30 protein-coding genes and 1 tRNA gene are annotated in these 24,006 nt (G+C 65.4%); 19 read left to right on the top strand and 12 right to left on the bottom strand.

Translation table 11 applies throughout. The features are described 5' to 3' along the window. Positions 1–156: 156 nt before the first annotated feature. Positions 157–402, top strand: a complete 246-nt coding sequence (locus C8N34_RS09075; RefSeq protein WP_108128602.1) for a hypothetical protein — start codon at positions 157–159, stop codon at positions 400–402. Continuing rightward, positions 399–812 carry a hypothetical protein gene (locus tag C8N34_RS09080; protein ID WP_108128604.1) on the top strand — a complete coding sequence of 138 codons (414 nt, stop codon included), beginning with the start codon at positions 399–401 and terminating at the stop codon, positions 810–812. Before C8N34_RS09075 ends, C8N34_RS09080 begins: the two co-directional genes overlap by 4 nt. A 688-nt stretch (positions 813–1,500) precedes the next feature. On the opposite strand, the gene C8N34_RS09085 is transcribed toward C8N34_RS09080, so the two are convergent. The 9 genes from C8N34_RS09085 to C8N34_RS09125 all read right to left on the bottom strand — a co-directional run bounded on the left by C8N34_RS09085 (position 1,501) and on the right by C8N34_RS09125 (position 9,115). Then, positions 1,501–1,577, bottom strand: a tRNA-Pro gene (locus C8N34_RS09085). Positions 1,578–1,643: 66 nt separating this feature from the next. Then, complete coding sequence (locus C8N34_RS09090; protein WP_054301923.1) at positions 1,644–2,609, bottom strand: DMT family transporter; 966 nt, start codon at positions 2,607–2,609, stop codon at positions 1,644–1,646. A gap of 163 nt (positions 2,610–2,772) precedes the next feature. Continuing rightward, the gene (leuB, locus tag C8N34_RS09095; protein ID WP_108128606.1) at positions 2,773–3,879 is read right to left on the bottom strand and encodes a 3-isopropylmalate dehydrogenase; all 1,107 of its coding nucleotides are present in this window, start codon (positions 3,877–3,879) and stop codon (positions 2,773–2,775) included. A gap of 104 nt (positions 3,880–3,983) precedes the next feature. Next, entirely contained in the window at positions 3,984–5,003 is a 1,020-nt protein-coding gene (locus C8N34_RS09100) for an endonuclease/exonuclease/phosphatase family protein (RefSeq protein WP_242013815.1), read from the bottom strand. A 23-nt stretch (positions 5,004–5,026) separates the two neighbouring features. Continuing rightward, the gene (locus tag C8N34_RS09105) at positions 5,027–5,863 is read right to left on the bottom strand and encodes a hypothetical protein (RefSeq protein WP_054301965.1); all 837 of its coding nucleotides are present in this window, start codon (positions 5,861–5,863) and stop codon (positions 5,027–5,029) included. A 264-nt stretch (positions 5,864–6,127) separates the two neighbouring features. Beyond that, a complete protein-coding gene (gene leuD / locus C8N34_RS09110; RefSeq protein ID WP_108128610.1) occupies positions 6,128–6,733 on the bottom strand; it encodes a 3-isopropylmalate dehydratase small subunit in 606 nt (201 codons plus the stop codon). Positions 6,734–6,745: 12 nt separating this feature from the next. After that, positions 6,746–8,164, bottom strand: coding sequence for a 3-isopropylmalate dehydratase large subunit (gene leuC / locus C8N34_RS09115; RefSeq protein WP_054301926.1), 1,419 nt, complete (start codon positions 8,162–8,164; stop codon positions 6,746–6,748). Between the two features lie 206 nt (positions 8,165–8,370). Then, positions 8,371–8,583: a helix-turn-helix domain-containing protein gene (locus C8N34_RS09120; RefSeq protein ID WP_054301927.1), complete on the bottom strand. Its 213-nt coding sequence runs from the start codon at positions 8,581–8,583 to the stop codon at positions 8,371–8,373. 1 nt (position 8,584) lies between these two features. Beyond that, entirely contained in the window at positions 8,585–9,115 is a 531-nt protein-coding gene (locus C8N34_RS09125; RefSeq protein WP_145693630.1) for a DUF2975 domain-containing protein, read from the bottom strand. 66 nt (positions 9,116–9,181) lie between these two features. Between C8N34_RS09125 and C8N34_RS09130 the strand changes: the two genes are divergently transcribed. From C8N34_RS09130 to rlmH, 3 genes are all read left to right on the top strand, one after another. Further along, positions 9,182–9,733, top strand: a complete 552-nt coding sequence (locus C8N34_RS09130; RefSeq protein WP_108128614.1) for a hypothetical protein — start codon at positions 9,182–9,184, stop codon at positions 9,731–9,733. Between the two features lie 184 nt (positions 9,734–9,917). Then, positions 9,918–10,289: a ribosome silencing factor gene (gene rsfS, locus C8N34_RS09135; protein WP_170120548.1), complete on the top strand. Its 372-nt coding sequence runs from the start codon at positions 9,918–9,920 to the stop codon at positions 10,287–10,289. Continuing rightward, entirely contained in the window at positions 10,289–10,759 is a 471-nt protein-coding gene (gene rlmH / locus C8N34_RS09140) for a 23S rRNA (pseudouridine(1915)-N(3))-methyltransferase RlmH (protein ID WP_108128616.1), read from the top strand. The genes rsfS and rlmH overlap by 1 nt, the downstream gene beginning before the upstream one ends. Before the next feature lie 2 nt (positions 10,760–10,761). On the opposite strand, the gene phnF is transcribed toward rlmH, so the two are convergent. Beyond that, the gene (gene phnF / locus C8N34_RS09145; RefSeq protein WP_108128618.1) at positions 10,762–11,472 is read right to left on the bottom strand and encodes a phosphonate metabolism transcriptional regulator PhnF; all 711 of its coding nucleotides are present in this window, start codon (positions 11,470–11,472) and stop codon (positions 10,762–10,764) included. 117 nt (positions 11,473–11,589) lie between these two features. Here phnF and phnG point away from each other — a divergent pair, with 117 nt between their 5' ends. The 9 genes from phnG to phnN are packed head-to-tail and all read left to right on the top strand — an operon-like array spanning position 11,590 to position 18,163. Next, positions 11,590–12,036: a phosphonate C-P lyase system protein PhnG gene (gene phnG / locus C8N34_RS09150; protein ID WP_108128620.1), complete on the top strand. Its 447-nt coding sequence runs from the start codon at positions 11,590–11,592 to the stop codon at positions 12,034–12,036. Then, entirely contained in the window at positions 12,033–12,602 is a 570-nt protein-coding gene (gene phnH, locus C8N34_RS09155) for a phosphonate C-P lyase system protein PhnH (RefSeq protein ID WP_108128622.1), read from the top strand. The genes phnG and phnH overlap by 4 nt, the downstream gene beginning before the upstream one ends. Beyond that, entirely contained in the window at positions 12,602–13,684 is a 1,083-nt protein-coding gene (locus tag C8N34_RS09160; protein WP_108128624.1) for a carbon-phosphorus lyase complex subunit, read from the top strand. The genes phnH and C8N34_RS09160 overlap by 1 nt, the downstream gene beginning before the upstream one ends. After that, positions 13,681–14,277: an HAD family hydrolase gene (locus C8N34_RS09165; RefSeq protein ID WP_054301935.1), complete on the top strand. Its 597-nt coding sequence runs from the start codon at positions 13,681–13,683 to the stop codon at positions 14,275–14,277. The genes C8N34_RS09160 and C8N34_RS09165 overlap by 4 nt, the downstream gene beginning before the upstream one ends. Further along, the gene (locus tag C8N34_RS09170; RefSeq protein WP_108128626.1) at positions 14,274–15,140 is read left to right on the top strand and encodes an alpha-D-ribose 1-methylphosphonate 5-phosphate C-P-lyase PhnJ; all 867 of its coding nucleotides are present in this window, start codon (positions 14,274–14,276) and stop codon (positions 15,138–15,140) included. The genes C8N34_RS09165 and C8N34_RS09170 overlap by 4 nt, the downstream gene beginning before the upstream one ends. A 56-nt stretch (positions 15,141–15,196) precedes the next feature. Then, positions 15,197–15,994 (top strand): phosphonate C-P lyase system protein PhnK, encoded by a 798-nt coding sequence (gene phnK / locus C8N34_RS09175; protein ID WP_229825538.1) that lies wholly within the window; start codon positions 15,197–15,199, stop codon positions 15,992–15,994. 3 nt (positions 15,995–15,997) lie between these two features. Beyond that, positions 15,998–16,957 (top strand): magnesium transporter CorA family protein, encoded by a 960-nt coding sequence (locus C8N34_RS09180; RefSeq protein WP_108128628.1) that lies wholly within the window; start codon positions 15,998–16,000, stop codon positions 16,955–16,957. After that, positions 16,954–17,637 carry a phosphonate C-P lyase system protein PhnL gene (gene phnL, locus C8N34_RS09185; protein WP_054301938.1) on the top strand — a complete coding sequence of 228 codons (684 nt, stop codon included), beginning with the start codon at positions 16,954–16,956 and terminating at the stop codon, positions 17,635–17,637. Before C8N34_RS09180 ends, phnL begins: the two co-directional genes overlap by 4 nt. Position 17,638: 1 nt before the next feature. After that, positions 17,639–18,163, top strand: coding sequence for a phosphonate metabolism protein/1,5-bisphosphokinase (PRPP-forming) PhnN (gene phnN / locus C8N34_RS09190; RefSeq protein WP_108128630.1), 525 nt, complete (start codon positions 17,639–17,641; stop codon positions 18,161–18,163). Here the strand turns inward: phnN and C8N34_RS09195 are convergent. Beyond that, the gene (locus C8N34_RS09195) at positions 18,145–18,834 is read right to left on the bottom strand and encodes a DUF1045 domain-containing protein (RefSeq protein WP_108128632.1); all 690 of its coding nucleotides are present in this window, start codon (positions 18,832–18,834) and stop codon (positions 18,145–18,147) included. The genes phnN and C8N34_RS09195 overlap by 19 nt on opposite strands. Positions 18,835–18,929: 95 nt before the next feature. Between C8N34_RS09195 and C8N34_RS09200 the strand changes: the two genes are divergently transcribed. The 5 genes from C8N34_RS09200 to C8N34_RS09220 all read left to right on the top strand — a co-directional run bounded on the left by C8N34_RS09200 (position 18,930) and on the right by C8N34_RS09220 (position 23,390). Then, on the top strand, positions 18,930–20,072 hold the full coding sequence (locus C8N34_RS09200; protein WP_108128634.1) for an alpha-D-ribose 1-methylphosphonate 5-triphosphate diphosphatase: 1,143 nt from the start codon (positions 18,930–18,932) through the stop codon (positions 20,070–20,072). Between the two features lie 112 nt (positions 20,073–20,184). Next, positions 20,185–20,997 carry a UDP-2,3-diacylglucosamine diphosphatase gene (locus tag C8N34_RS09205; protein WP_108128636.1) on the top strand — a complete coding sequence of 271 codons (813 nt, stop codon included), beginning with the start codon at positions 20,185–20,187 and terminating at the stop codon, positions 20,995–20,997. Further along, positions 20,997–22,130 carry a ceramide glucosyltransferase gene (locus C8N34_RS09210; protein WP_108128637.1) on the top strand — a complete coding sequence of 378 codons (1,134 nt, stop codon included), beginning with the start codon at positions 20,997–20,999 and terminating at the stop codon, positions 22,128–22,130. Before C8N34_RS09205 ends, C8N34_RS09210 begins: the two co-directional genes overlap by 1 nt. 10 nt (positions 22,131–22,140) lie before the next feature. Continuing rightward, on the top strand, positions 22,141–22,716 hold the full coding sequence (locus tag C8N34_RS09215; protein WP_108128640.1) for a DedA family protein: 576 nt from the start codon (positions 22,141–22,143) through the stop codon (positions 22,714–22,716). Beyond that, positions 22,713–23,390: a glycosyltransferase family 2 protein gene (locus C8N34_RS09220; RefSeq protein ID WP_108128642.1), complete on the top strand. Its 678-nt coding sequence runs from the start codon at positions 22,713–22,715 to the stop codon at positions 23,388–23,390. The genes C8N34_RS09215 and C8N34_RS09220 overlap by 4 nt, the downstream gene beginning before the upstream one ends. Here C8N34_RS09220 and C8N34_RS09225 read toward each other — a convergent pair. Further along, a complete protein-coding gene (locus C8N34_RS09225; protein ID WP_108128644.1) occupies positions 23,387–24,004 on the bottom strand; it encodes an LbetaH domain-containing protein in 618 nt (205 codons plus the stop codon). The two genes, C8N34_RS09220 and C8N34_RS09225, sit on opposite strands and share 4 nt — an antisense overlap. Positions 24,005–24,006 lie beyond the last annotated feature (2 nt).

The raw sequence follows: 24,006 nt of genomic DNA on the forward strand, positions 1-24,006 counted from the left end.
CGGTAAGATCCGCCTGACCCTGATCCTGCCGCATGGGCCGATCCCGCTGTACGCACCGCCCGAGGCGCGGGTGATCACGCATCCCGAGCCGATCACCGTCACCACAGACGGGCCGATCCCGCTGCCCAGCTACACACCTGCCGAGGAGGCCGCGTAATGAGCATCGACGCAAACATGATTTTGATTTCTGAAATCCCGGAGGAATGGAAGGATGGGCGGCAATTGCTCGCACTATGTTTTGCAAGCTGTCCCGACATGGTTAGGTGGCGCGTGGTGTGGTGGGAAGACCGGGAAGGATGGGTTTCGCATGAAGAATTTGACGACTATCCCACAAGTTTTGTGAGGGGATGCCCCGACATGGTGATGGAGTTGCCGTCCCCCAAAGACATGGTGATGAAATGAGCATCGACTGGAGCAAGACGATCACCGCCGAGGCCCGCGCCGCAACCGCGCTGGAGGCCGCCAAAGCCGAAGCCCGTGTCACGCTGGCAGCGGCCGTCACCGCCGCCCGCGCCACGCTGATCACCGATCTGCCGGGGCAGAGCATGATCTACCTGGCGAAAGAGGCGGAGGCCCGCGCCTGGATCGCCGATCCCACACCGGACCCCGCCGCCTATCCGCTGCTCTCGGCCGAGCTGGGCATCACCGCCCCCGATGGCGCCAGCCTCGCCCAGATCTGGCTCAACCTCGCCACCCTCTGGCGCAGCACCGCCGCCGGTCTGGAGGCCCTCCGCCTCACCGCCAGCGCCGCAATCGACGCCGCGACCACACTTGAGGAGGTCGGCGCGGCGATGGCAGGCCTTCCAGCCTGAACCAGAAGCGCCATCCGCTGACCTATGCGGGTGGCGCATAGCTCGCACATCGCCATTTCTCCTAACGCATTGAAATCATGTAACTATGAACTGGAAGGCCGCCAGTTCCGAGTTTCCGGCCCAAAAACAGGGGTTTCGGGGGCGAAAGACCCGGTGAAATCCCCGTAAGATATTGAAAAGACGTAACTATGAACTGAGTTGAAAAATCCGCGCACGAGTTCCGAGTTTCGCACTTTCCCCGGATTGGCTGAATCGCCCTGAAACAGCCGTTAAAGCCAAGTTTTATTGATGTTTTCGGGCGATTAGCAGCTCGGGTCCGGGCGCCAGCGAGGGCGCGGATCACGCTCTGGCCACCTGTTTGGCGCAATATTTTCGTCGCGACCGACATGACCGCCCCGAAGCCGCCCAGACACGGCACCAGAGCCTCACAGCCTCGGCAAGCGCCTTATTTTATTGAGGAACGACGGCTGGCGACGGGTAACGACACCTAGCGACGGATAGCGCCCCCTGCTTCCCTAAAAACACCCTTATTTTTGTCGGGTTACACCACTTATTTTTGTCGCGCTACAGATCGGCATGGGGATTCGGTCGATAACGCTAAAAAGCTAGCACAGCGCTATGACAGGACCGCGCGAGGCGCCCCGCGCCCCGAGGGTGGTCGCTAAGTGCTTGAAAATGTGCGGGAAATTGGTCGGAGCGAGAGGATTCGAACCTCCGACCCCCTGCTCCCGAAGCAGGTGCGCTACCAGGCTGCGCTACGCTCCGACCGTGGGGTGGGGGTTAAACCGGATTGCAGGGGTTTGCAAGGGGGCGAATGCGATTCTTCTGCGATCATCCCTCGTTCCTCTCTGCGATTTCGCGGCGGCGCAGCAAAAGAGAGATGCGGGGCGTCGTGCCCGTCTCGGGACGGGAGCGGGATTCCAGCACCGGACGGTTCTCCGACACTTTCGCGCGCCCTTCGCGCAGGACGATGTAGATGCCCGAAGCGATGATCACCGCAGCGCCCAGCAGGGTATAGCCGTCCGGCGTTTCATCAAAGATCAGATAGCCGTAGATCGCGGCCCAGATCATCTGCGAATACTGCATCGGCGCCACGATCACCGCCTCGGCCCGGCGATAGGCCATGATGATCAGCAGCATGGCGACGAAGCTGAACAGCGCGATGATGCCCAGCATACCCAGATGCACCACTGGCATCGGCTTGTAGACGAAGGGAAGCGCCAGCCCCAGCACCACGAAATTCGCCATCATCGGATAGAGCAGCAGCACGACCGAGCGTTCTTCTGCCCCGATCTTGCGCACGATGACCGAGGCAAGCGAGGAGAATACAGCCGCCGCCAGCGCGGCCGCGTGGCCAAGACTGAGCGGCTCTGCACCGGGGCGCAGCACGATCATCACGCCCGCCAGACCCACCAGCACCGCAAGGCCCCGCCGCAGGCCGACCTTTTCGCCCAGCAGGGGAATGGCCAGCAGGGTGATCAGCAGGGGCGCCGCGAACAGGATGGCATAGGTCTGCGCCAGGGGCAGCACCGAGAAGGCATAGAAAGCCGAGACGCCGGTGATGACCGTAGACACCATGCGCAGCGCCGTCCACCATGGATGGCGCGGGCGCAGGTGGCCATCGGTCCGGTCGCTCATCAGCATGGTGGTGGCGAGAGGGAAGCTCAGCAGGCCCGCGAAGAAGATGATCTGGATGGCGTGGTAATCCGCGCCCAGAAACTTCACCACCACATCATGCGTGGCATAGATGGCAAAGGCAAGAAGCGCGAGAAGCGCGCCCTGGGCATTGGGGCTCATGCGTCTGGACCTGCGGAAAGCGGCGCGAGCGCCGGGATGTTTGCGCTAGCGCCCGTTCTACAGAAGCCGCCCCGCCCGCTCAAGGCTTGTGGAGCGGATCGGCGGGAAAGCCCAAACGAAACCGGCCGCCCGAAGGCGGCCGGTCAATGCGCTGTCTGAAGGCTCAGAGGCTGGCGTCCAGCGCGGCCACGATGGCATCGCCCATCGCCGAGGTCGAGACCGGGGTACCGCTTTCAGGGCCCATCAGATCGGCCGTGCGCACGCCCTCGGCCAGAACCTTCTCCACCGCCTGCTCCAGCCGTGTCGCCTCGTCGCCGAGGTCGAAGCTGTAACGCAGTGCCATGGCGAAGCTCAGGACGCAGGCGATCGGGTTGGCCTTGCCCTGACCGGCGATGTCGGGGGCGGAGCCATGGACGGGCTCATACAGCGCCTTCGGACGACCATTGGCCATCGGTGCGCCCAAGGAGGCCGAGGGCAGCATGCCCAGCGAGCCGGTCAGCATGGCGGCGGCATCCGACAGCAGGTCACCGAACAGGTTATCGGTCACGATCACGTCGAACTGTTTGGGCCAGCGGCAGAGCTGCATCGCACCGGCGTCGGCATACATATGCGACAGCTCGACATCCGGATATTCCTTGTCGTGGATCTCCTGCACGACCTGACGCCACAGGATGCCCGACTCCATCACATTGGCCTTCTCCATCGAGCAGACCTTGTTGTTGCGGCGACGGGCCATTTCAAAGGCCGAACGCGCGACGCGGGCGATTTCCGACTCGGTGTAGCGCTGGGTATTGATGCCCACACGCTCGTTGCCTTCGGTGAATATGCCGCGCGGCTCGCCGAAATAAACACCCGAGGTCAGTTCGCGGACGATGACGATATCCAGACCGGCGACGACCTCTTTCTTCAGCGACGAGAAATCGGCCAGCGCGTCAAAGCACTGGGCCGGGCGCAGGTTGGAATAAAGGTCCATTTCCTTGCGCAGGCGCAGCAGGCCGCGCTCGGGCTTCACGCTGAAATCGAGATTGTCGTATTTCGGGCCACCCACGGCGCCCAGCAGCACGCAATCCACCTCTTGCGCCTTGGCCATAGTGTCATCGTGCAGCGGCGTGCCGTGCTTGTCATAGGCGCAGCCGCCGACAAGGTCTTCGCTCACGTCGAAGGTGATGCCGCGCTTGGCGTCATACCAACCGATGATCTTTTTCACCTCGGCCATGACTTCGGGGCCGATGCCGTCACCGGCAAGGATGAGGATGGAGGGGTTTGCCACGTCAAGGGCTCCTTGATCTGCACGCAGGGTTGGCTCCGCAAGAAAGCCTGGCGGTGGCGTAGCCTTTGGGGGCAGTCGGGTCAAGCAGGCTTGGGGATTTCAGGCTAGGGCAGATCAAGCGTGACCCAGACCGGGAAGTGCCGCGAACTGGCTGCAAGCGCCTCGGCCAGCGGGCCGGATGGCGGGCGCATCACCCCGGCGCCGGTGACGCGCAGATCGGCGGAGGGCAGGATGTAATCCACCCGCAATCCACCCAGCCCCCTGGCATAGAACGCCGTATCCAGCGACGGGTCGCTCTTGTGGCCAGGGTCCGCCGGGGCATTGGCCGCACGGGGGGTGGGGTCTTGCAGTCGGGGATCGGCCAGCAGGGCGCGCAGCGCCTGAGGGCGGCCATCGCCATCCTGAATGTCCAGATTGGCGTCCCCCAGCAACACGAAGGGTGCCTGTGGCGGATCGAAAGGCAAGGCGCCATCCATGAGCCGCAGCCAGAAAGCCGCCTCGTCATGGTTGCGGCGGCCATTGCGGTCTTCCGGCCCGTCAAAGACCGGCGGTGTCGCGGCCCAGGCCAGAAGCTCCAGCCTGCCGCCTTCGGGTAGTTCCAGCCCCAGGCGCCAGTGATTGACCGAAGAAAGGCGCTGCACCGCCCTCTCCTCCCCGGTCAGATCGGGCGGCAAAAGCGCGCCCGGCAGATCGGACCAAAGGAAGCCGGTATAATCCTCCGCAAGCTCGCTGTAGACCGGCAGGCGCGACAGCAGCGCCATTCCGCCCTGCCCCCGGAAAGCGCCATAGCCCATCGCATCGCGCGGGCCGTTCAACCGGCCATCCCGGTCAATATCCAGACCCGTGGGCAGACCGGAATTGGGCGCGAGAGCAAATTGCCAGCCGTAGGTCAGGCCCGCTTCGGCCAGCCGCCCCCGCAACGCCGTCAGCGCCGCCTGTTCGGCATCGAAGTCGATCCCCGTCAGCAACAGCACATCGGCATCCAGCGCGGCGATTACCCTTAACGCCCCGGCGATGGCCGGACTTTTGCCGCGTTCGATTTCTTCCAGAAGCAGCCCCGGTCCCTTACGGCCCAGCTCCGCGTTCCATGTAGCAATGAGCAGCGTTTCGGCCCCAGCGGGCAAGGCGGCGCACAGAAGCGCGGCGATCAGGCCGGCATATAGCCCTCGGCGCCCATCACGCTGGAAATGCGCCGCTTCTCGCGGATCATCTCGGCGATCTTGCCCATCGCGATACCGCGCATGAACAGGCTGAACGGCAGGAAGGCCCATGCGGTCATCGTCCAGATCAGGGTTTGCGGATTGGTCAGCGTCAGCGGCTCGAACCCGGCTGATCCGATGCGGACCACAGCGGGGATGAGGAAGGGCAACAGAAACCCGAAGGCAATGTTGATCCGCGCATCGCGCTCCAGCCGCACCACGACATCGCCGCCGGTGGTCGGATCGAATGTCGGCAGATTGACCCAGACGTTGAACCCGTTGCCCCGGTCCGGCCAGCCTTTCAGCTTCAGCATGATGACAAAGAAAGCCAGACCCAGAAGCGAGATCAGATAGGCCATCGCCGCAGCGGTGCGCACGGAAATCACCTGAAGGTCAGAGGCACCCTCGGTCATCATCAGGGTCGCCAGACGAACCGGCGAATAGGGGAAATCCATCGCCTCGCCGATCAGCAGGCCAATGGCGCTGATCAGGGTGCTGAGCGTCGAAGGCTCCACCATGCTTTTCTGGATCACGGTCAGGATGAAGACGGTAAAGAACAGGATGAGAAAGCGGATGCGGTTGAAGGGCGGGGCGTCGCGAAACTCGACCAGACCGGGATAGGTGGTCTTGTATTCCGCAAAGGTCAGTGCGGCCGCGAACAGGGCCACCAGCGCCACCATCTGCTTTTCGTCGGCGCCGGTTCCGGGCATCAGAACCGAAGGGGTAGCAATCAGCACCACCACAAAAAATGCCCGCAACGCGGCTCCTATCAGCCGTGTGATCACTGCCTTGCCTTCCTCGACCCGGCGCCGTCCGATACGTTGCCGGATGGCTTTTCCCAGTTTTCCCCGTGCTTTGCGACGGGCTGCCTCAATCTTGCCCAAGTTTTGCCTTCTTTCTTTCAAAGTCGCAACGGTTCAGACCATTGGACCCGATCAATGAGGCAATTACAGGGAAAAACTGTCGCCGCTTTGCATCAAAGCGGGGCAAGAAAAAGGCCGCCTTGGGGTTTCAGCCCAAGGCGGCACAAGATGTAGTAGCGCCTCAGGTCAGACCCAGGGGCGCAGCAGGTTGGCCTTGGCCTCGAATGTGTCGATGCTGGACACTTTTTCCAGCGTCAGGCCGATGTCATCCAGACCGTTCAGCAGGCAATGCTTGCGGAAGGGATCGACCTCGAAACCGAAGCTCTGGCCATCCGAGGTCGTCACGGTCTGCGCTTCCAGATCGACGGTCATCCGGGCGTTCTCGCCCTTCTTCGCGTCTTCCATCAGTACTTCGACAACCTCTTGCGGCATCACGATCGGCAGGATGCCGTTCTTGAAGCAGTTGTTGAAGAAGATGTCGGCGAAGCTGGTAGAGATCACGCAGCGGATGCCAAAATCCAAAAGCGCCCAAGGCGCGTGCTCGCGCGAGGAACCACAGCCGAAGTTGTCACCGGCGACAATGATCTCGGCCTTGCGATAAGCAGGTTGGTTCAACACGAAATCGGCAATCTCGGCGCCGTCCTGCGTGTAACGCATCTCGTCAAACAGGTTCTTGCCAAGACCCGAACGCTGGATCGTTTTCAGGAACTGTTTCGGGATGATCATATCGGTGTCGATATTGACCAGCGGCATCGGCGCGGCAACGCCGGTGAGGGTGGTGAACTTGTCCATTCCAGATACTCCTCAGACCGTCTCGGCCATCATCTCGCGCACATCCGTCAGGTGGCCGGTCACCGCCGCCGCCGCCGCCATGGCGGGGGACAGCAGGTGGGTGCGGCCACCGCGGCCCTGACGGCCCTCGAAATTGCGGTTCGAGGTCGCAGCGCAGCGTTCACCCGGCGACAGTTGGTCGGGGTTCATGGCGAGGCACATGGAACACCCGGCCAAACGCCATTCAAAGCCCGCGTCGATGAAGATCTGCGCCAGACCTTCTTCCTCGGCCTGAGCCCGCACGAGGCCCGAGCCCGGCACGACCATCGCGCGCATCCCCGGCTTGATCTTCTTGCCCTTCAGGATGGCGGCGGCGGCGCGCAGATCCTCGATCCGGCCATTGGTGCATGACCCGATGAACACGGTGTCGATCTTGATGTCCGACAGTTTCATGCCGGGGGTCAGACCCATATATTCCAGCGACCGGCGCGCGGCCTCGACCTTGCCGCCGGTGAAGTCTTCGGGCGCGGGCACTGTGCCGGTGATCGGCAGCACGTCTTCTGGGCTGGTGCCCCAGGTCACCACCGGGGCGATGTCCTCGCCCTTCAGCACCACCACCTTGTCGAAATGCGCGCCTTCATCGGTGAACAGCGATTTCCAGTAGGTCATCGCGGCTTCCCAGGCGGCGCCTTTCGGGGCATGCGGACGGCCCTTGATATATTCGAAGGTCTTTTCGTCTGGCGCGATCAGGCCAGCGCGCGCACCACCCTCGATCGCCATGTTGCAGACGGTCATACGGCCTTCCATCGACAGGTCGCGGATCGCCTCGCCGCAATATTCGATGACATAGCCGGTGCCGCCGGCGGTGCCGGTCGCGCCGATGACCGACAGCGTGATGTCCTTGGCGGTGACGCCCGGACGCAGCTTGCCGGTGATCTCCACCTTCATGTTCTTCGACTTCTTCTGGATCAGCGTTTGCGTCGCCAGAACATGCTCCACCTCTGAGGTGCCGATGCCATGCGCCAGCGAACCGAAGGCGCCGTGGGTGGCGGTATGGCTGTCACCACAGACCACGGTCATGCCCGGCAGCGTCCAGCCCTGTTCCGGGCCGACGATGTGCACGATGCCCTGACGGATGTCGGACACGGGATAGTAGTTGATGCCGAAATCCCTGGCATTCTTGTCCAGCGCCTCGACCTGGATTCGCGATTCCTCGTTGTCGATATGGGTGTCGCGACCTGCGGTGGTGGGGACGTTGTGGTCCGGCACGGCAATGGTCTTTTCCGGCGCGCGGACCTTGCGGCCGGTCATGCGCAGACCTTCAAATGCCTGCGGGCTGGTGACTTCATGCACCAGATGGCGGTCGATATACAGCAGGCAGGTGCCGTCTTCGGCCTGATGGACGACGTGATCGTCCCAGATCTTGTCGTAGAGTGTACGCGGAGCGGTCATGGCTCTCACCTTCATCAATGGGATAGCTGTGGGATAGGGGAAGGGTGCCCTCGGAGACGAAGGCAGGGCGCGGCATCAAAGCCGGGCAAGCACCGTGCGGGTCATGCCGAAAAAGCGGGCCGGAAGCCGCGCGTGATCGGTGATGTTGAAGTAGATGAACCCGTTCATGGGCCGTTTCATACGCCCGAATCCCCTTGCAAGGCAAGTCAGCTCTCGCGCGGGATGGCCTCCAGCAGGTCACCCGGCTGACAGTCCAGCACCGCGCAGATCGCCGCCAGCGTCTCGAACCGGATACCTTTTACCTTGCCGGATTTCAGCAGGCTGAGATTGGCCTCGGTAATCCCGATCCTTTCCGCCAGCTCGCGCGAGCGCATCTTGCGGCGTGCGAGCATGACGTCCAGTCGAACCACGATCTCCACCTCAGACAAAGCCCCGGTTCTCCTCCGCCACCCGTGCCGCCTCGGTCATGGCCCAGCCGATGGTCACAAGCAAGCCGCCCGCCAGCGCCAGCCAGAGCATTTCCGAGGTCAGGGCAATCGAAACAATCCGGGCACCCGGCGGATTGTCCGCCGTCAGCAGCAGAAGCTGCAAGCCGGGCAGAACCGTCTGGGCCACGGCCAGCAAGGCCAGCGCCACGCCAATCGCCCGGATACGCCGCGCCGCCATCGGCGTCAGCACCTCGGAGGCAGCATAAAGTGCGAACAGCCCCCGCATATGCCAAAGCGCGGCCAGCATAGGCACCAGCGCCAGCAGACCCAGGGCCAGCGTGCCCGAGGATTTCCCCGCCGTCAGCCTGGTTTCCGGCGGCAGCCCCGGAAACGCCGTCAGAAGCCAGCCGGGCTCCCGCACCCCATGCCATCCCCACAGCAGGACCAGCAGCGGCAGGCCGGGCAGCAGCAGGGTCACAACCCACCACAACACAAGCGACAGTCGCAATATTCTTGGCGGCATGATTTTCCCTCTTGCAAAGTAATTTTTCTGTAAAACAATAATTAATAACTGTCAAAGGAGAATCGCATGCGCATCGCCGCCCTGTTGCCGCTGCTACTTGCCGCCTGTTCCAGCCTTGTGCCTTCGACCCTCATGCGCCTGCAGGCGCTTGACCCGCTGACGGTTGATCCGTCGGGGATTGAGCTCGCCCTGGTCCTGCCCGATGGGCTGCGACCACAACCGCAGGGCGCCAGACTGGAGTTCAAGGCGGATCGCGCCGGGCATTCCGTTGCCGAAACCTTCGTGCTGGAGCCCCGGCCCGCCCCATCCCTGCCGGAAGCGAAAGGGGTGGTTATGGCCTTCGGCCTGTCCCGCGCCGATGCCGCGCGGATGCGGGCCGCGCAATCTGCCGTGGCCGCATGGCCGCAGGACGGGCAGAGTCACGGCAGCCTCGGTGTCGCGCTGGATGCCTGCCTGACCGGCGGCCCCCTGCCCCCGACGGCAGAGGGCGGGGTACTGATAAAGCTGGAGCAGGAGCAGGGCTTCCAGCCCCTCGTCCGGCCCGCACCGATTGCAGCCCTGATCGGTGCCGAGGCGATGGCAGGCCTGCGCCCCTGCGGGAACCCCGCCTTGCCGTGATCGGCGGAAGCGTGTAAGCGCCAGCTTTCGCCCGGGTCCGCGCGCATTGAGTCGCGCGGGCTTCGGTGTTAGCCTGAACCTGCAAACCCCGGCGCCGGGGCCTTTGGCGCGCTATCTGGAGGACGATGTCCTGTCTCATTCTGATCCCGCGACCGGCCTGCCGGTCGGACCGAGGGCCGAGCGCATGAACGACGCCGGCCCCAGCAGCGAAGAACTTCTTGCCCGCATCATCGCCTCGCTTGACGACGACAAGGCCGAGGACATCGTGCAGATCGACCTGCGCGGGCGTTCCGACATGGCCGATTACATGGTCATCTGCTCGGGGCGGTCCTCGCGTCAGGTGGCGGCGATTTCCGAAAAGCTGGTCGACCGGCTGAAGCAGGACTATGGCCGTCAGTGCAAGGTCGAGGGCAAGGAAACCGGCGACTGGGTTCTGATCGACACCGCCGATGTCATCGTGCATGTGTTCCGCCCGGAAGTGCGCGAGTTCTATCAGCTTGAAAAGATGTGGCTGCCTGCGGGCCAGCAGCGCCCTGCCCCGACCTCCGGGGTCTGATGCGGGTGCATCTCTGCGCCGTGGGTCGGCTGCGTGCCGGCCCCGAGCGTGACCTGATCGACGATTACACAACGCGCTTCGACCGCACCGGCCGCGCACTGGCGCTTGGCCCCTTCACCGAGCACGAGGTCGAGGACCGCAAGGGCGGCGGCATGGAGGCCGAGGCCGCGCTGCTCGAACGCGCCCTGCCCTCGGGCGCCCTGCTGGTCACGCTGGACGAACGCGGCAAGCTCTTGTCCAGCCCGGAATTTGCCGATCATCTGGCAAAATGGCGCGATGGCGGGCGGCAGGATGTCGCCTTCGTCATCGGCGGGGCCGACGGTATCGCCCCCGCACTGCGGGCGCGGGCCGATTTTTCGATCAGCTTCGGCAAGATGGTCTGGCCGCATATGCTGGTGCGGGTGATGCTGACCGAGCAGCTTTACCGCGCGGCTTCGATCCTTTCGGGCGCCCCCTATCACCGCGCCTGAGGTCAGTCAGGCGTGACTGTCAGTGTCACCCGGTCCCCGGCAAACCATGTCGTGCCGTATTCCAGCGGTCGCCCAGCCGCATCCACATTCACCGCCACGGATCGCAGGATTGGTGCCCCTTCCTGCACCTGCAAGGCAAGCGCCAGCACCGCCCCGGCGCGCTTCGCGGTCAGCCGGGTTTCGGCGCGGGTGTAATCGGCAACCCCCAGCGCGCCCAGCGCGGTGGTGACCGACTGATGTTCCTCCAGCAGCGCCAGCAGGCCGGGCAAAGTTTCCGCAGGAAAGACCGACCGGAACGCCGCCAGCGGCTGCCCGTCAGCAAGCGACACGCCTTCCATGACATGCACCAGAGCGCCGGGGGCCAGCGCCAGCGCCTCGGTCTCCTCCGTGCTGGCGGGGCGGGTCTCCAGCCGGGTCAGCCTGCGCGAGGGCGTGCGCCCCGAGGCGGCGACATTCTGGTGAAACCGCACCCGTCGGCCCAGCGGATAGTCGGTCGGTCGTGCTGTGACGAAAACCCCGGCCCCACGCCGGGCATGCACCGTGCCCGCCTCGGCCAGCGCACCCAGCGCATGCCGCACCGTATGGCGGTTCACGCCGAACCGGCTGGCCAGATCCGCCTCTGACGGCAATTTGTCGCCGGGGCGGTACAGCCCCCCTGCGATCTCTGCCGCGAGCGTCCCGGCAATGGATTTCCAGATCGGGCTGCGGGCCATCATCCATCCTGTCGCAAAAGTTTCACGCCATTGGGCGTTGTGCCGACTCGGCTCATCAGCTATCACTTGTCTAGTTGTATAGTAATCTAGACAAATCCGCAACCTGTCGAGGATCAGATGACCGAACGCCCGGAAGATCTGGCGCGGAAGGGCTGGATGTCCCTTCTGGCCAAGGCACCGCCAGCGCGGCTTGCCGCCCTGCTGCCCGACCTGCCCGAAACCGCATTGCTGCGCCCGGCCGAAGTGGGTTCCGTCATGGTGCGGGGTCGTGTCGGCGGCACCGGCGCCCCGTTCAATCTGGGCGAGATGACGGTGACTCGCTGCTCGCTGCGGCTGGACTGCGGCGCCGTGGGCCATGCCTATGTGCAGGGCCGCGACAAGGATCACGCCCGCCGCGCCGCCGTGGTGGATGCGCTGATGCAGACGCCCGAAGCCGCACGGGTCGAGGCGCAGGTGCTGCATCCCCTGCGGCTTGAGGAAGAGGCGCGCCGCACGACCCGCGCCGTCAAGGCCGCCGCAACGAAGGTCGAATTCTTCACCATGGTACGCGGAGAGGATCAATGACGCCCGAAGCCCTGACCGGCGGCTTCACGAATGCCGCAACCGATGCCGCCATCGCCTTCCGCGCCGCGCTGGAGGCGATGGCCCGCCCCGGCACGCTGCATCGCATGGCTGGCGTCATCCCGCCCGCCCCGCTGTCGCCCGCTGCCGGGGCACTGCTGCTGACGCTGGCCGATACCACGACGCCGGTGCACCTGGCCGGGGCTGTCGATTGCCCGGCGGTGCGCGACTGGATCACCTTCCATACCGGCGCCCCCTTCGCCCCGGCGGATCAGGCCGATTTCGCGGTGGGCGGCTGGGCGGCGCTGCAGCCATTGACCCGCTTCCGCATCGGCCAGCCGGATTACCCGGATCGTTCCACCACGCTGATCGTGGAACTGCCCGCGCTTTCCACAACCGGCGCAACGCTCCGTGGCCCCGGCATCCGCTACACCGCGCAACTGTCGCTGCCCGAGATCGCGGCGTTCCGCGCCAATCGCGCGCTCTTTCCGCTGGGCTTCGATTGCTATTTCACCAGCGGCGACACGCTCGCCGCCCTGCCCCGATCCACCCTCGTGGAGGAAGCCTGATGTATGTCGCCGTCAAGGGTGGCGAACGCGCCATCGACAATGCCCATGCCTGGCTGGCCGAGGAACGGCGCGGCGATCCATCGGTCGCCGAACTGACCCTGCCGCAGATCCGCGAACAGTTGAAACTGGCGGTGAACCGGGTGATGGCCGAAGGCTCGCTGTATGATCCCGATCTGGCGGCGCTGGCGATCAAGCAGGCGCGCGGCGATCTGATAGAGGCGATCTTTCTGATCCGCGCCTATCGCACGACGCTGCCCCGCCTTGGCGCCTCGCAGCCGGTGGAGACGGCGGCGATGGCGGTCGACCGGCGCGTCAGCGCCACGTTCAAGGATCTGCCCGGCGGGCAGGTGCTGGGGCCGACCTTCGACTACACGCACCGCCTGCTGGATTTCAAACTGGCCGCTGAGGGAGAGGCGCCTCTCGCGCCACAGGTGCCGGCGCGACCTGAGCCGGTGCCGCATGTCACCAGCCTTCTGGACCGCGACGGGTTGATCGAGGCCGCACCGCGCGACGACGCCCCTCCGCCCGACCTGACGCGGGAACCGCTGGAACTGCCCGCGAACCGCCCGCTGCGCCTGCAAGCCATAACGCGGGGGGATGAAGGCTTCATCCTGTCGCTGGCCTATTCCACCCAGCGCGGCTACGGTCGTACCCATGCCTTCGTCGGTGAATTGCGCATCGGCCGCGTGCTGGTGGAAATGGAGATCCCCGAACTGGGTTTCTCCATCGAGATCGGCGAGGTGGAGTTGACGGAATGTGAAACCGTCAATCAGTTCAAAGGCTCGAAGACCGAACCCCCGCAATTCACCCGAGGCTATGGCCTGACCTTCGGCCAGACCGAGCGTAAGGCCATCGCCATGAGCCTCGTCGACCGCGCGCTGCGCTGGCAGGAACTGGGCGAGGATTTCACCGGCGCCCCGGCGCAGGACGAGGAATTCGTGCTGAGCCATTGCGACAACATCCAGGCCACCGGCTTTCTGGAACATATCAAACTGCCGCATTACGTCGACTTCCAGTCCGAGCTGGAACTGGTGCGCCGTCTGCGGGCCGAGGCGATGCAGATGCAGGAGGCAGCGGAATGAAGGCCATCGTGTTTGATATCGGCAATGTGCTGATCCGCTGGGAACCGCATCCGGCCTTCCTGCCTGATCTGGGCAGCCGCGACGCGGTGGAGGATTTCCTGACCCGCACCGACTTCATGGCGCGGAATCTGCGCGCCGACGGCGGCGAAAGCTTTGCCGCGCTGGCGGCAGAGATTGCCGACCCGGCCGACCGTGCCCTGTTCGCCACCTATGTCGACCGTTACGCCGCCACAGTGCCCGAAGCTATCGAGGGCACATGGGCGCTGATGGACCGGCTGCGCGCGCGCGGGCTGGCCATCCATGCGATCACCAACTGGTCTGCCGAAACCTGGCCTGCGGGTATCGCGGCGCATCCTCGGCTGGGCTACGCCTTCGACGTGACCGTCGTGTCGGGGCAGGAAGGGATACTCAAACCCGAGGCACGGATCTACGCACGCCTCTGCGACCGTGCCGGGCTGGAGCCGGGCGATTGCCTGTTCATCGACGACAGCCTGAAGAATGTCGAGGGCGCCCGCGCCTTCGGCATGCAGGCCGAACATTTCACCACGCCTGAGGCTTTGGAAGCGGCACTGACCGCGCGGGGGCTGCTGTGAGCGACTACAACTTCGCCTATCTGGACGAGCAGACCAAACGGATGATCCGCCGCGCCATCCTGAAAGGGATCGCGGTGCCCGGCTATCAGGTGCCTTTCGCCAGCCGCGAGATGCCGATGCCCTATGGCTGGGGCACGGGCGGGGTGCAGGTGACGGCGGCCTGCCTGACGCCCGACGACCGGCTGAAGGTCATCGACCAGGGCGCCGACGACACCACCAACGCCGTGTCGATCCGCAAATTCTTTCAGCGCAGCGCCGGCGTGGCGGTGACCGAGGCGACCGCCGAAGCCACCGTGATCCAGACCCGCCACCGCATCCCGGAAACACCGCTCTGCGAGGGTCAGATCCTTGTCTATCAGGTGCCGATCCCGGAGCCCCTGCGCTTTCTGGAGCCGCGCGAGACCGAAACGCGCAAGATGCACGAGCTGGAGGAATACGGGCTTATGCATGTGAAACTCTACGAGGACATCGCGCGCCACGGCACCATCGCCACCGCCTATGCCTATCCGGTGAAGGTGGAGGAACGCTATGTGATGGACCCCTCGCCGATCCCGAAATTCGACAATCCGAAACTGTCGGACAACCCGGCAATTCAGCTATTTGGCGCGGGTCGCGAACAGCGCATCTATGCGCTGCCGCCCTATACGCAGGTCGTGAGCCTCGATTTCGAGGATCACCCGTTCGAGGCATCGAAAGCCCCGCATGACTGCGACCTGTGCGGCGCCGGTGACAGTTATCTGGATGAGGTCATCACCGATGACCGGGGCAGCCGGATGTATGTCTGCTCCGACACCGATTTCTGTGCGGGACGCCGCGCGGCAGGACATGTCGGACGGCTGGGCCAGCCGGGAGCGGCAGAATGACCGGGGCCCAAAATTCTTTGAAGAATTTTGGCGCTCCTGCCCGAGGGGATCGCGCGATGGGGGCGGTGGATATGGATATTTGTGCCAGGGTAAAAGAGGACCGGCCGCTTCTGTCGGTTCAGGGCGTGAAGAAGCTTTATGGCAACCGGATCGGCTGCACCGATGTGACGTTCGACCTGTTCCCCGGTGAGGTTCTGGGGATCGTGGGCGAAAGCGGTTCCGGCAAATCCACGCTGCTGGGCTGCCTGGCCGGGCATCTGAAGCCCGATGCAGGGCGCATCCTTTACGACGGCCGTGACATGGGCGCGCTGGGAGAGCCGGAGCGGCGGCGGCTCAGCCGCACCGAATGGGCCTTCGTGCATCAGAATGCCCGCGACGGTTTGCGCATGGGTGTCAGCGCGGGCGGCAATGTCGGCGAGCGGCTGATGGCGGTGGGTGCGCGCAACTATGGCACCATCCGCGACACCGCGGCCGACTGGCTGGGCCGGGTGGAGATTGCCGCCGACCGGATCGACGACCGGCCTTCCGCCTTTTCCGGCGGGATGCAGCAGCGTTTGCAGATCGCGCGCAATCTGGTGACCGGCCCGCGACTGGTGTTCATGGATGAACCGACCGGCGGTCTGGATGTCAGCGTGCAGGCGCGCTTGCTGGATCTTTTGCGCGGGCTTGTGCGCGATCTGGGGCTTTCGGTCGTGATCGTCACCCATGACCTTGCGGTGGTGCGTCTGCTCGCCGACCGGCTGATGGTGATGAAATCGGGCCGGGTGGTGGAACAGGGGCTGACCGATCAGGTGTTGGACGACCCGCAGCACGGGTATACGCAATTGCTGGTATCCTCTGTCTTGCAGGTCTGAACCATGCTTTACGCCTATGCCCCCGCCGACCGGAAACTGAAGCAATTGCCGCAAGGGACCGACCTTGCGCAGGCGGTCTGGGTGGATCTGTACCGCCCGCTCTCCGGTCAGGTGGCTTTGGCGCAGGCTCTGGGGGTCGAGGTGCCGACGCTGGCCGATATGGAAGAGATCGAGGTGTCGAACCGACTCTACCGCGAGGGCAGCGTCGATTATCTGACCGTGGTGCTGCCGGGGTTGAGCGAGACCAAGGCGCCGATGTCCGGCCCGGTCTGTTTCATCCTGCACCCGGAACGGCTGGTGACCGTGCGCCACCACGCGCCGCGCCCGTTCGAGACCTATCCGGAACGGGCAGACAAAGTGGGGCCGGGCTGCGCCGATCCGCGCCGGGTCTTCCTGTCGCTGATGGAGGAAATCGTCGGGCGGCTGGCCGACCTGATGGAGGGCTCGGGTCGGGCGCTGGATGCTCTGATGGCGCAGGTATTCGAGGAAGGTGCGAAGGCCAGCGATGACGCGCTGCAGGAGGCGCTGCGGCAGGTCGCGCGCGAAAGCGATCTCATCAGCCGGGTGCGACAGTCGCTGCTGACCCTGGAACGTGCGATCAGCTATTTCGGGCAGGCGCTGGACGAGGCCGGCGCGGGCCATGGGTTGCGCCCGGTGGTCAAGGGGCTGATGCGCGATATCCGGGCGCTGGAAGTACATGGCGACTTTCTGACCAGCCGCGTCGCCATGGCCTCTGACGTGACCCTGGGCATGGTGAACCTTGCCCAGAACAAGACGGTGAAGATCGTTTCGGTGGTGGCAGTGATCTTCCTGCCGCCCACGGTGATCGCCTCGGCCTATGGGATGAACTTTGCCCATATGCCGGAATTGCAATGGGCATTCGGCTATCCGATGGCGCTGGCGCTGATGCTGGCCTCGGCGGTGCTGACCTATCTTTTCTTCAAGTGGAAACGCTGGCTATGATCGAGATTACCAATCTTTCCAAGGCCTTTACCCTGCACAATCAGGGCAGCGCCGTGATCCCGGTGATGGCGGGGGCGGCGCTGGCCGTCGCGCCGGGCGAATGTGTCGGGCTGACCGGGCAGTCGGGGTCGGGGAAATCCACGCTGATGCGGATGATCTACGGCAATTACCTGGCCGCAGGGGGTAGCATCCGGGTCGGCGATCTGGATGTCGCTCGCGCCGCCCCGCGCGAGATCATCCGCCTGCGGCGCGAGGTTCTGGGCTATGTCAGTCAGTTCCTGCGCGTGGTGCCGCGCGTGCCGACGCTGGATGTGGTGGCGGAGCCGCTGCTTCAACTGGGCGTGCCGGTCGATGCGGCGCGGGCGCGGGCGGCGGATCTGCTGGCGCGGCTGAACATTGCCGAACGGCTCTGGGGTCTCTCGCCCACCACCTTCTCGGGCGGGGAACAGCAGCGCGTGAACATCGCGCGCGGCTTCGCACATCCCTATCCCGCGCTTTTGCTGGACGAGCCGACGGCCAGTCTGGATGCCGCCAACCGCGAGGTTGTGCTGGGGCTGATCGAGGAAGCCAAGGCGCGCGGCGCGGCCATCGTGGGGATCTTCCATGACGAGGGCGCGCGGGATCGCGTGTGTGACCGGCTGGTCGATGTGACCGGCTTCACCCCGCGTCTGGCGGCCTGATATGCTGATCGCGGTGGTCGGGCCTTCCGGGGCCGGGAAGGATACGCTGATCGCCGGTGCGGTGGCAGCGCGGCCAGGTCTGCGACTGGTGCGGCGGGTGATCACCCGACCGACCGAGGCCGGAGGCGAGGATTTCGAAGGGGTCAACCCCGAGGATTTCGCCGCACGCAAGGCCGCCGGGGACTTCGCGCTGGACTGGCAGGCGCATGGGCTGAGCTATGGCATCCCGCAAGCGCAGCTCGCTGCGCCAGGGGTGGTGATCTTCAACGGCTCGCGCCTGGCCCTGCCGCAGGCGCAGGCGCGGTTTCCCGGTCTGCGCGTGATCCTTGTCACCGCGCCGGATGCGGTGCTGGCGCAGCGGCTGGCCGCGCGGGGGCGCGAGCCCGAGGCCGATATCCGCGCCCGGCTGGCCCGTGCGGCCTTCACCCTGCCCGAAGGCATTCAGGCCACCGAGGTGCGCAATGACGGCAGTCTGTCCGAGGGCATAGCGCGGTTTCTGGCGGCGCTTCAGCCGGTCAGGGCGTAGCGATGCAGAAAATGGAAACGCCCCGCGCCATCCTCTCCGAACAGGCACAGATCCTCGATGGCGAAAGGTTGCGGCAGGACCGGGGCAAAATGCGGCTCCAGCACGTTGCGAGCCGCTGCGGCGTCCGGCGCACTCAGGCTGCTGGTCAGCGTCAGGTGGAAGCGGAATTCCTCCATCACGAAGGGATAGCCCCAGCGGTCCAGCAGGGCGCGCTGTCGCGAGCTGAGCCGTTCAGGGCGGCGGCGGGCGATTTCGGCCTCGTTCAGCGGCGCGCGCAGAGCATCGGTGCCTTCGACCACCGCCGCGCCAAGCGCCTGAAGCGCGGCCTCACCGCCTTCGGGGATCAGCGCCAGAAATCCGTGCAGATTGACCAGCCGCAGGTGGTCACAGACGGCGGGCTTCAGACGGCTGGCGAGTTCGGCAACCCCCGCCGCAACCTCATCCTGCCCCAGCCCGTCTGCCGGGCGGAAGGGCGCGCGGATCGTGCCGTGAAAGCCGTATTTACGCGGCTCTGCCGTCAGATCGGCAACAGCGGCAGGGAGACCCGGCAATTGTGGCTGTGGCCGGGGCTCGGCCGCGACCGGGTCCCAGCCCAACCATTCCGCCGCCCGCGCGGCAAAGGCGCCGGGGCGCGGCGCGTAATAGACAGCATAGCGTTTCATCTTTTCCATGGCGGCTGGCCTACCCTGCGACTGTCACAAAGGCGTGACGGTTTCGTGCCATTGCAGCCGCCTGCGCCCGGAACCGCAAGACAGGACTTTCTGAAATGACCGATACGATCCTTGCCAATGCCACCCTTGTTCTGCCGGGAGAAACCCTGCGCGGCCAGGTGCGGCTGTCTGACGGGCGGATTACTGACATCGCCGAAGGGGCCGCCGTGCCTGCCGGTGCCATCGACTGCGCGGGTGATCTGGTGATGCCCGGCCTGATCGAGTTGCATACCGACAATCTGGAACGCCATATCGAGCCGCGCCCGCGTGTCGGCTGGCCGCATCAGGCCGCCATTATCGCCCATGACGCCGAGCTTGCCAGCGTCGGTATCACCACAGTTTTCGACGCGCTGCGCGTCGGGTCTGTCGTGTCGAACAAGAAGGCCAATTACGGCGAATATGCCCGTGCACTGGCCGATGAAATTCTGGACCTGAGGGCGCAGGGCGCGCTGCGGATCAGCCATTTCCTGCATCTGCGCGCCGAGGTCTGTTCGGAAACGCTGGTGGCTGAACTGGCGAAGTTCGGTGCCGAAGATCGCATCGGCATCGTCAGCCTGATGGACCATACACCCGGCGAGCGGCAGTTCCGCGATGTGACCAAGCTGAAGGACTACCTTTGCGGCAAGCATGGCCTCAGCGAGGCAGAGTTTCACAAGCACGTCGCCGACCAGCGCGCCCTGCGCGATCAGGTGGGCGCGGTGCACGAGGCGGCTGTCGTCTCCGAGGCGCGGCGCTTTGGTGCGGTGCTGGCCAGCCATGACGACACGACCGCGCCGCAGGTTGCGGTTTCGGCGGGGCATGGGGTGCATTTCGCCGAATTTCCCACCACGACCGAGGCCGCGCAGGCCTGCCATGACCATGGCATCCGCGTGATGATGGGGGCACCGAACCTCATTCGCGGTGGCAGCCATTCCGGCAATGTCGCGGCGCAGGATCTGGCGCAGGCCGATCTGCTCGATATCGTGTCGTCGGATTATGTGCCCTCGTCGCTGTTGTCGGCGGCGCTGATGCTGGGCGATGTCTGGGGCGATACCGCGCGCGGCATCGCCACCGTGACCGCCGCCCCGGCCGAGGCGACCGGGCTGGAAGATCGCGGCCATCTGGTGCCCGGCGGTCGTGCCGATGTCATCCGCGTCACGCGGATCGGGCAGGCAGGGGCGGTGCGGGGCGTCTGGGTGCAGGGCCGCCGCGTCGCCTGAGCGCAGGTTTCGCTGCACCGCCGCAATCGTCGTGAAACTACAAGCGAAACGTCATCAAATCGTGGCCTTCCGCGCTCATGGTCCGCTCACGACCCCGTGACGGAGCCTTGCCGTGACCCAGCCGGACCGCCGACCCGCCGCCGCTTGCCCGTATCGGACGCTGTTTCTGTCCGACCTGCATCTGGGCGCGCTTGGCGCGCGGCCGGATCTGGTGCTGGCTTTCCTTCAGGCGCACCGGGCCGAGACCTATGTGCTGGTGGGCGACATCCTCGACCTCTGGCACCCGCTGCTGCCTCACTGGAGCGCGGCCGATCAGGCGGTGATCGACCATCTGGTCGCGCGCAAGGCCGAGGGCGCGCGCATCCTTTACCTGCGCGGCAACCACGATCCCTTCCCCGACCGCGCGCCGCAGCATTGCCGCGTTCCGGCCGAGGCGCAGGAAGCGCTGATCTATACCACCGCCGACGGGCGTCGCTATCTTGTGCTGCACGGCGATGCCTGCGACGGGCGGCTGTTCCGTGCCCATATCTTCACCCGGCTGGGCAGCCGGATCGACCATGGCCTGCGCCGGTTCGAACGCCTGCTGACCCGCCGCCGCCCCGATACCCCGCCCGAAGCGCGCAGCGCGGTGGACATGCTGCTGACCTCGGTCAATGCGCTGCTGTATCTGGGCCGCGCGCACGAGCGGAAGGTGCTGCGCCTCGCACGCCGCAAACAGGTTGACGGCGTGATCTGCGGGCATTTCCACATTGCCGGGCTGCATGACGATTTCGGCCTGACCTATGCCAATTGCGGCGACTGGATCGACAGCCTGACCGCGCTGGCCGAAACCGCCGACGGCAGCCTGCGCCTGCTGGATGCGCGCAAGGCACCCGCGCTGCTGCCGGGTCGCGCCGCCGCTGAACCCGAATTTGCAGGTGCCTGATGATCGCCTTTCTGCTTGCCCTTGCCGCTGCCGGATTTCTGGTGGCGCATTATGCCTCGGTCTTGCTGTTCCTCGGGCGGCTGAGGGCTGACCGCCCGGCTGCCCCCGGACTGATCGGCACACCGCGCGTGACCCTGCTGCGCCCGGTCTGCGGGCTGGACCCGTTCGATGCCGAGACGCTGCGCAGTTCCTTCGTGCAGGATTACCCCGATTACGACGTGATCTTCTGCGCCGCATCGCCCGACGATCCGGTTCTGCCGCTGATCCGCCACCTGATCGCGGAGCATCCGCAGGTGTCGGCCCGTCTGCTGGTGGGCGAGGCGCGGGTGACGCGCAACCCGAAGATCAACAATGTATGGAAAGGCTGGTATTCCGCTACGGCGGAATGGGTCTGCATGACCGATGCGAACCTGTTGCTGCCGCCCGACTATCTGGCGCGCGTGGTGGCAAGCTGGGGTCCGGCAACGGGGCTGGTGTCCTCCCCCGCCGTGGGTATTCGTCCGCAGGGGCTGGCGGGGCGGCTGGAATGCGCTTTCCTGAACGGCAATCAGGCGCGGTTGCAATTCGCCGCTGACAGCCTCGGAAAGGGCTATGCCCAGGGTAAGACCCTGTTCTTCAACAAACCGCTGATCGAGCGTTTCGGCGGACTGGCCGTGCTGGGCCGGGAACTCGCCGAGGATGCGGCGGCGACCCGTCTGATCCGCGAACTGGGCCTGCGGATTCGCCTGACGCCCCTGCCCTTCGCACAGCCGGTGGGGCGGCGCGGCCTTGCGCAGGTCTGGAACCGGCAACTGCGGTGGAGCCGCATCCGTCGCGACGGATTTCCCCGGCTGTTCGGGGCGGAACCGGCGAATGGCGCCGTGCTGCCTGCGCTGCTGTGCCTCGGCGCGCTGGCGGGTGCCGGACTGCCGCCTGCGCTGGCATTGGCCTACCTTGGCCTGTGGTATGCGGCAGAGGCGCGACTGATGCGGCGCGCGGGCTGGCCCTCGGGCTGGCAGGACATCGCGGTGTTGCCGCTGCGCGACCTGATGATACCGGCAATCTGGGGCGCCACCTTCCTGCGCCGTGGCTTCGACTGGCGCGGCAATACCATGGGCTCCGTGCCCGCCCCGGCGCTGCACCCGGCCGAGTGACCCGCCCCCGATGATGCCCCAACCCGATCTGGTCGCCTTGATTCAGCATCATGGCTTGCTGGTGCTGGCCCCTCTGGCCCTGATCGAAGGGCCGGTGGTCACGGTCATCGCGGCCTATCTGGCCCGTCTGGGGCTGATGGACCTGCCTGCCGTGGTGATCTGCGTCATCGTGGCCGATGTGGCTGGCGACGCGCTGTTCTACGCGCTGGGACGCCACGGGCGCCGCCTGGTACGGCAACGCTGGCTCGACCGGATCGGACTGACCCGGCCACGCCTTGCCCGGCTGGTGCGGGCCTTCCGGGCGCAGGGCACGCGGTTGCTGGTGGTGGGCAAGCTGACCCATTCGGCAGGCGCGGCGGTGCTGACGGCGGCGGGCATCGCAAGAATGGATTTCGGGAAGTTCCTGATGGTCAACCTGCTGGCCTCGATCCCGAAAAGCCTGCTGTTCGTCGGGCTGGGCTGGATTTTCGGCTCTGCCTGGCAACGGATCGACGACTGGATCTTCCACGGTGCGCTGGTGCTGACGGCTGTGGTTCTTCTGGCCTCGGGCCTGTGGTTCCTGCGCAAAAGAAGGATCGGGCAATGAGCAGCAAGGTCACCTGTCTGGTTCCCGCCCATGACGAGGCCGCGCGGATCGGCGCCGTTCTGTCCGTGCTGGTCGGTCATCCGCAGATCGACCGGGTTCTGGTCATCGATGACGGGTCACGCGACGGCACCGCCGGAGTCGCGCAGCAGGCCGGGGCCGAGGTGCTGCGCCTTGTGCCGAACCGGGGCAAGACACGGGCGCTGGCGCAGGGTATCGCCGCCAGCGACGGCGACTGGCTGCTGCTGATCGACGCAGATCTGACCGGGCTGACGGCGGCGGATATCACGCGGCTGGTCTGGCCGGTTCTGGAGGGCCGTGCCGATGTCAGCCTGTCGCTGCGCGGCAATGCACCCCGGCTGTGGCACTGGCTGGGGGTGGACTACATCTCGGGCGAAAGAATGCTGCCGCGGGCCCTGATCGCGCCGCATCTGGCAGCACTGGACAGCCTGCCGAAGTTCGGCTTCGAGGTGTTCCTGAACCGGCTGATGCTGAAACGCGGCATGCGCCCGGCAATCGTGCGCTGGCCCGGTGTCGCAAGCCCCGCCAAAGCCGCCAAACGCGGGCTGTGGCGTGGCATAGCCTCGGACGTGCTGATGATCGTCGACATTCTGCGCGCCACTGGCCCGCTGACGGTGCTGAGCCAGATCGCCAGCCTGACGCGGCAGGTGCGCTAGCCGCCGTATTTCTCAAGGAAAGCCTCGGCAGGCAGGCTGCGGAAATCAGGCAAGGCCTGACGCAGCGTCGCGTGATCCCAGTCCCACCAGCCCAGCGTCAGCAGGCGGTCAGCCACCTGCGGCGTGAACCGCGCACGCAGCGGCACGGCGGGGCAGCCTGCCACGATCATGAAGGGTGCCACATCGCGCGTGACCACCGCACCAGAGGCGACGATGGCACCGGCGCCGATGGTCACCTCGGGCTTGATGATCGCACCATGGCCGATCCAGCAATCAGGCCCCAGCGTGCTGCGCCGGGCCGCGCGGACGGCAAAGAAGGCCGGATCATCCACGGCATCCTCCCAATAGTAAGAGGAGCGATACAGGAAATGATGCTGCGCGGCATGGGTGAACGGGTGATCCGTCGGCCCGATCCTTGTCATCGCGGCGATGTTCGAAAATTTGCCGACGCTCGTATTGGCGATGTCGGCCATGCGGTCGCAATAGGCATAATCCCCAAAGTCGGAGTTCAGCACCCGGCTGCCCTCGCCCACCTCGCAATAAGCGCCGAAGGTGGAATTGACCATCTGGCAGCCCGGATGAACGAAGGCTTCGGTGGCGGAGAGTTTCGGCACGG

It is taken from the genome of Gemmobacter caeni (assembly GCF_003054195.1).
Taxonomy (GTDB): domain Bacteria; phylum Pseudomonadota; class Alphaproteobacteria; order Rhodobacterales; family Rhodobacteraceae; genus Gemmobacter; species Gemmobacter caeni.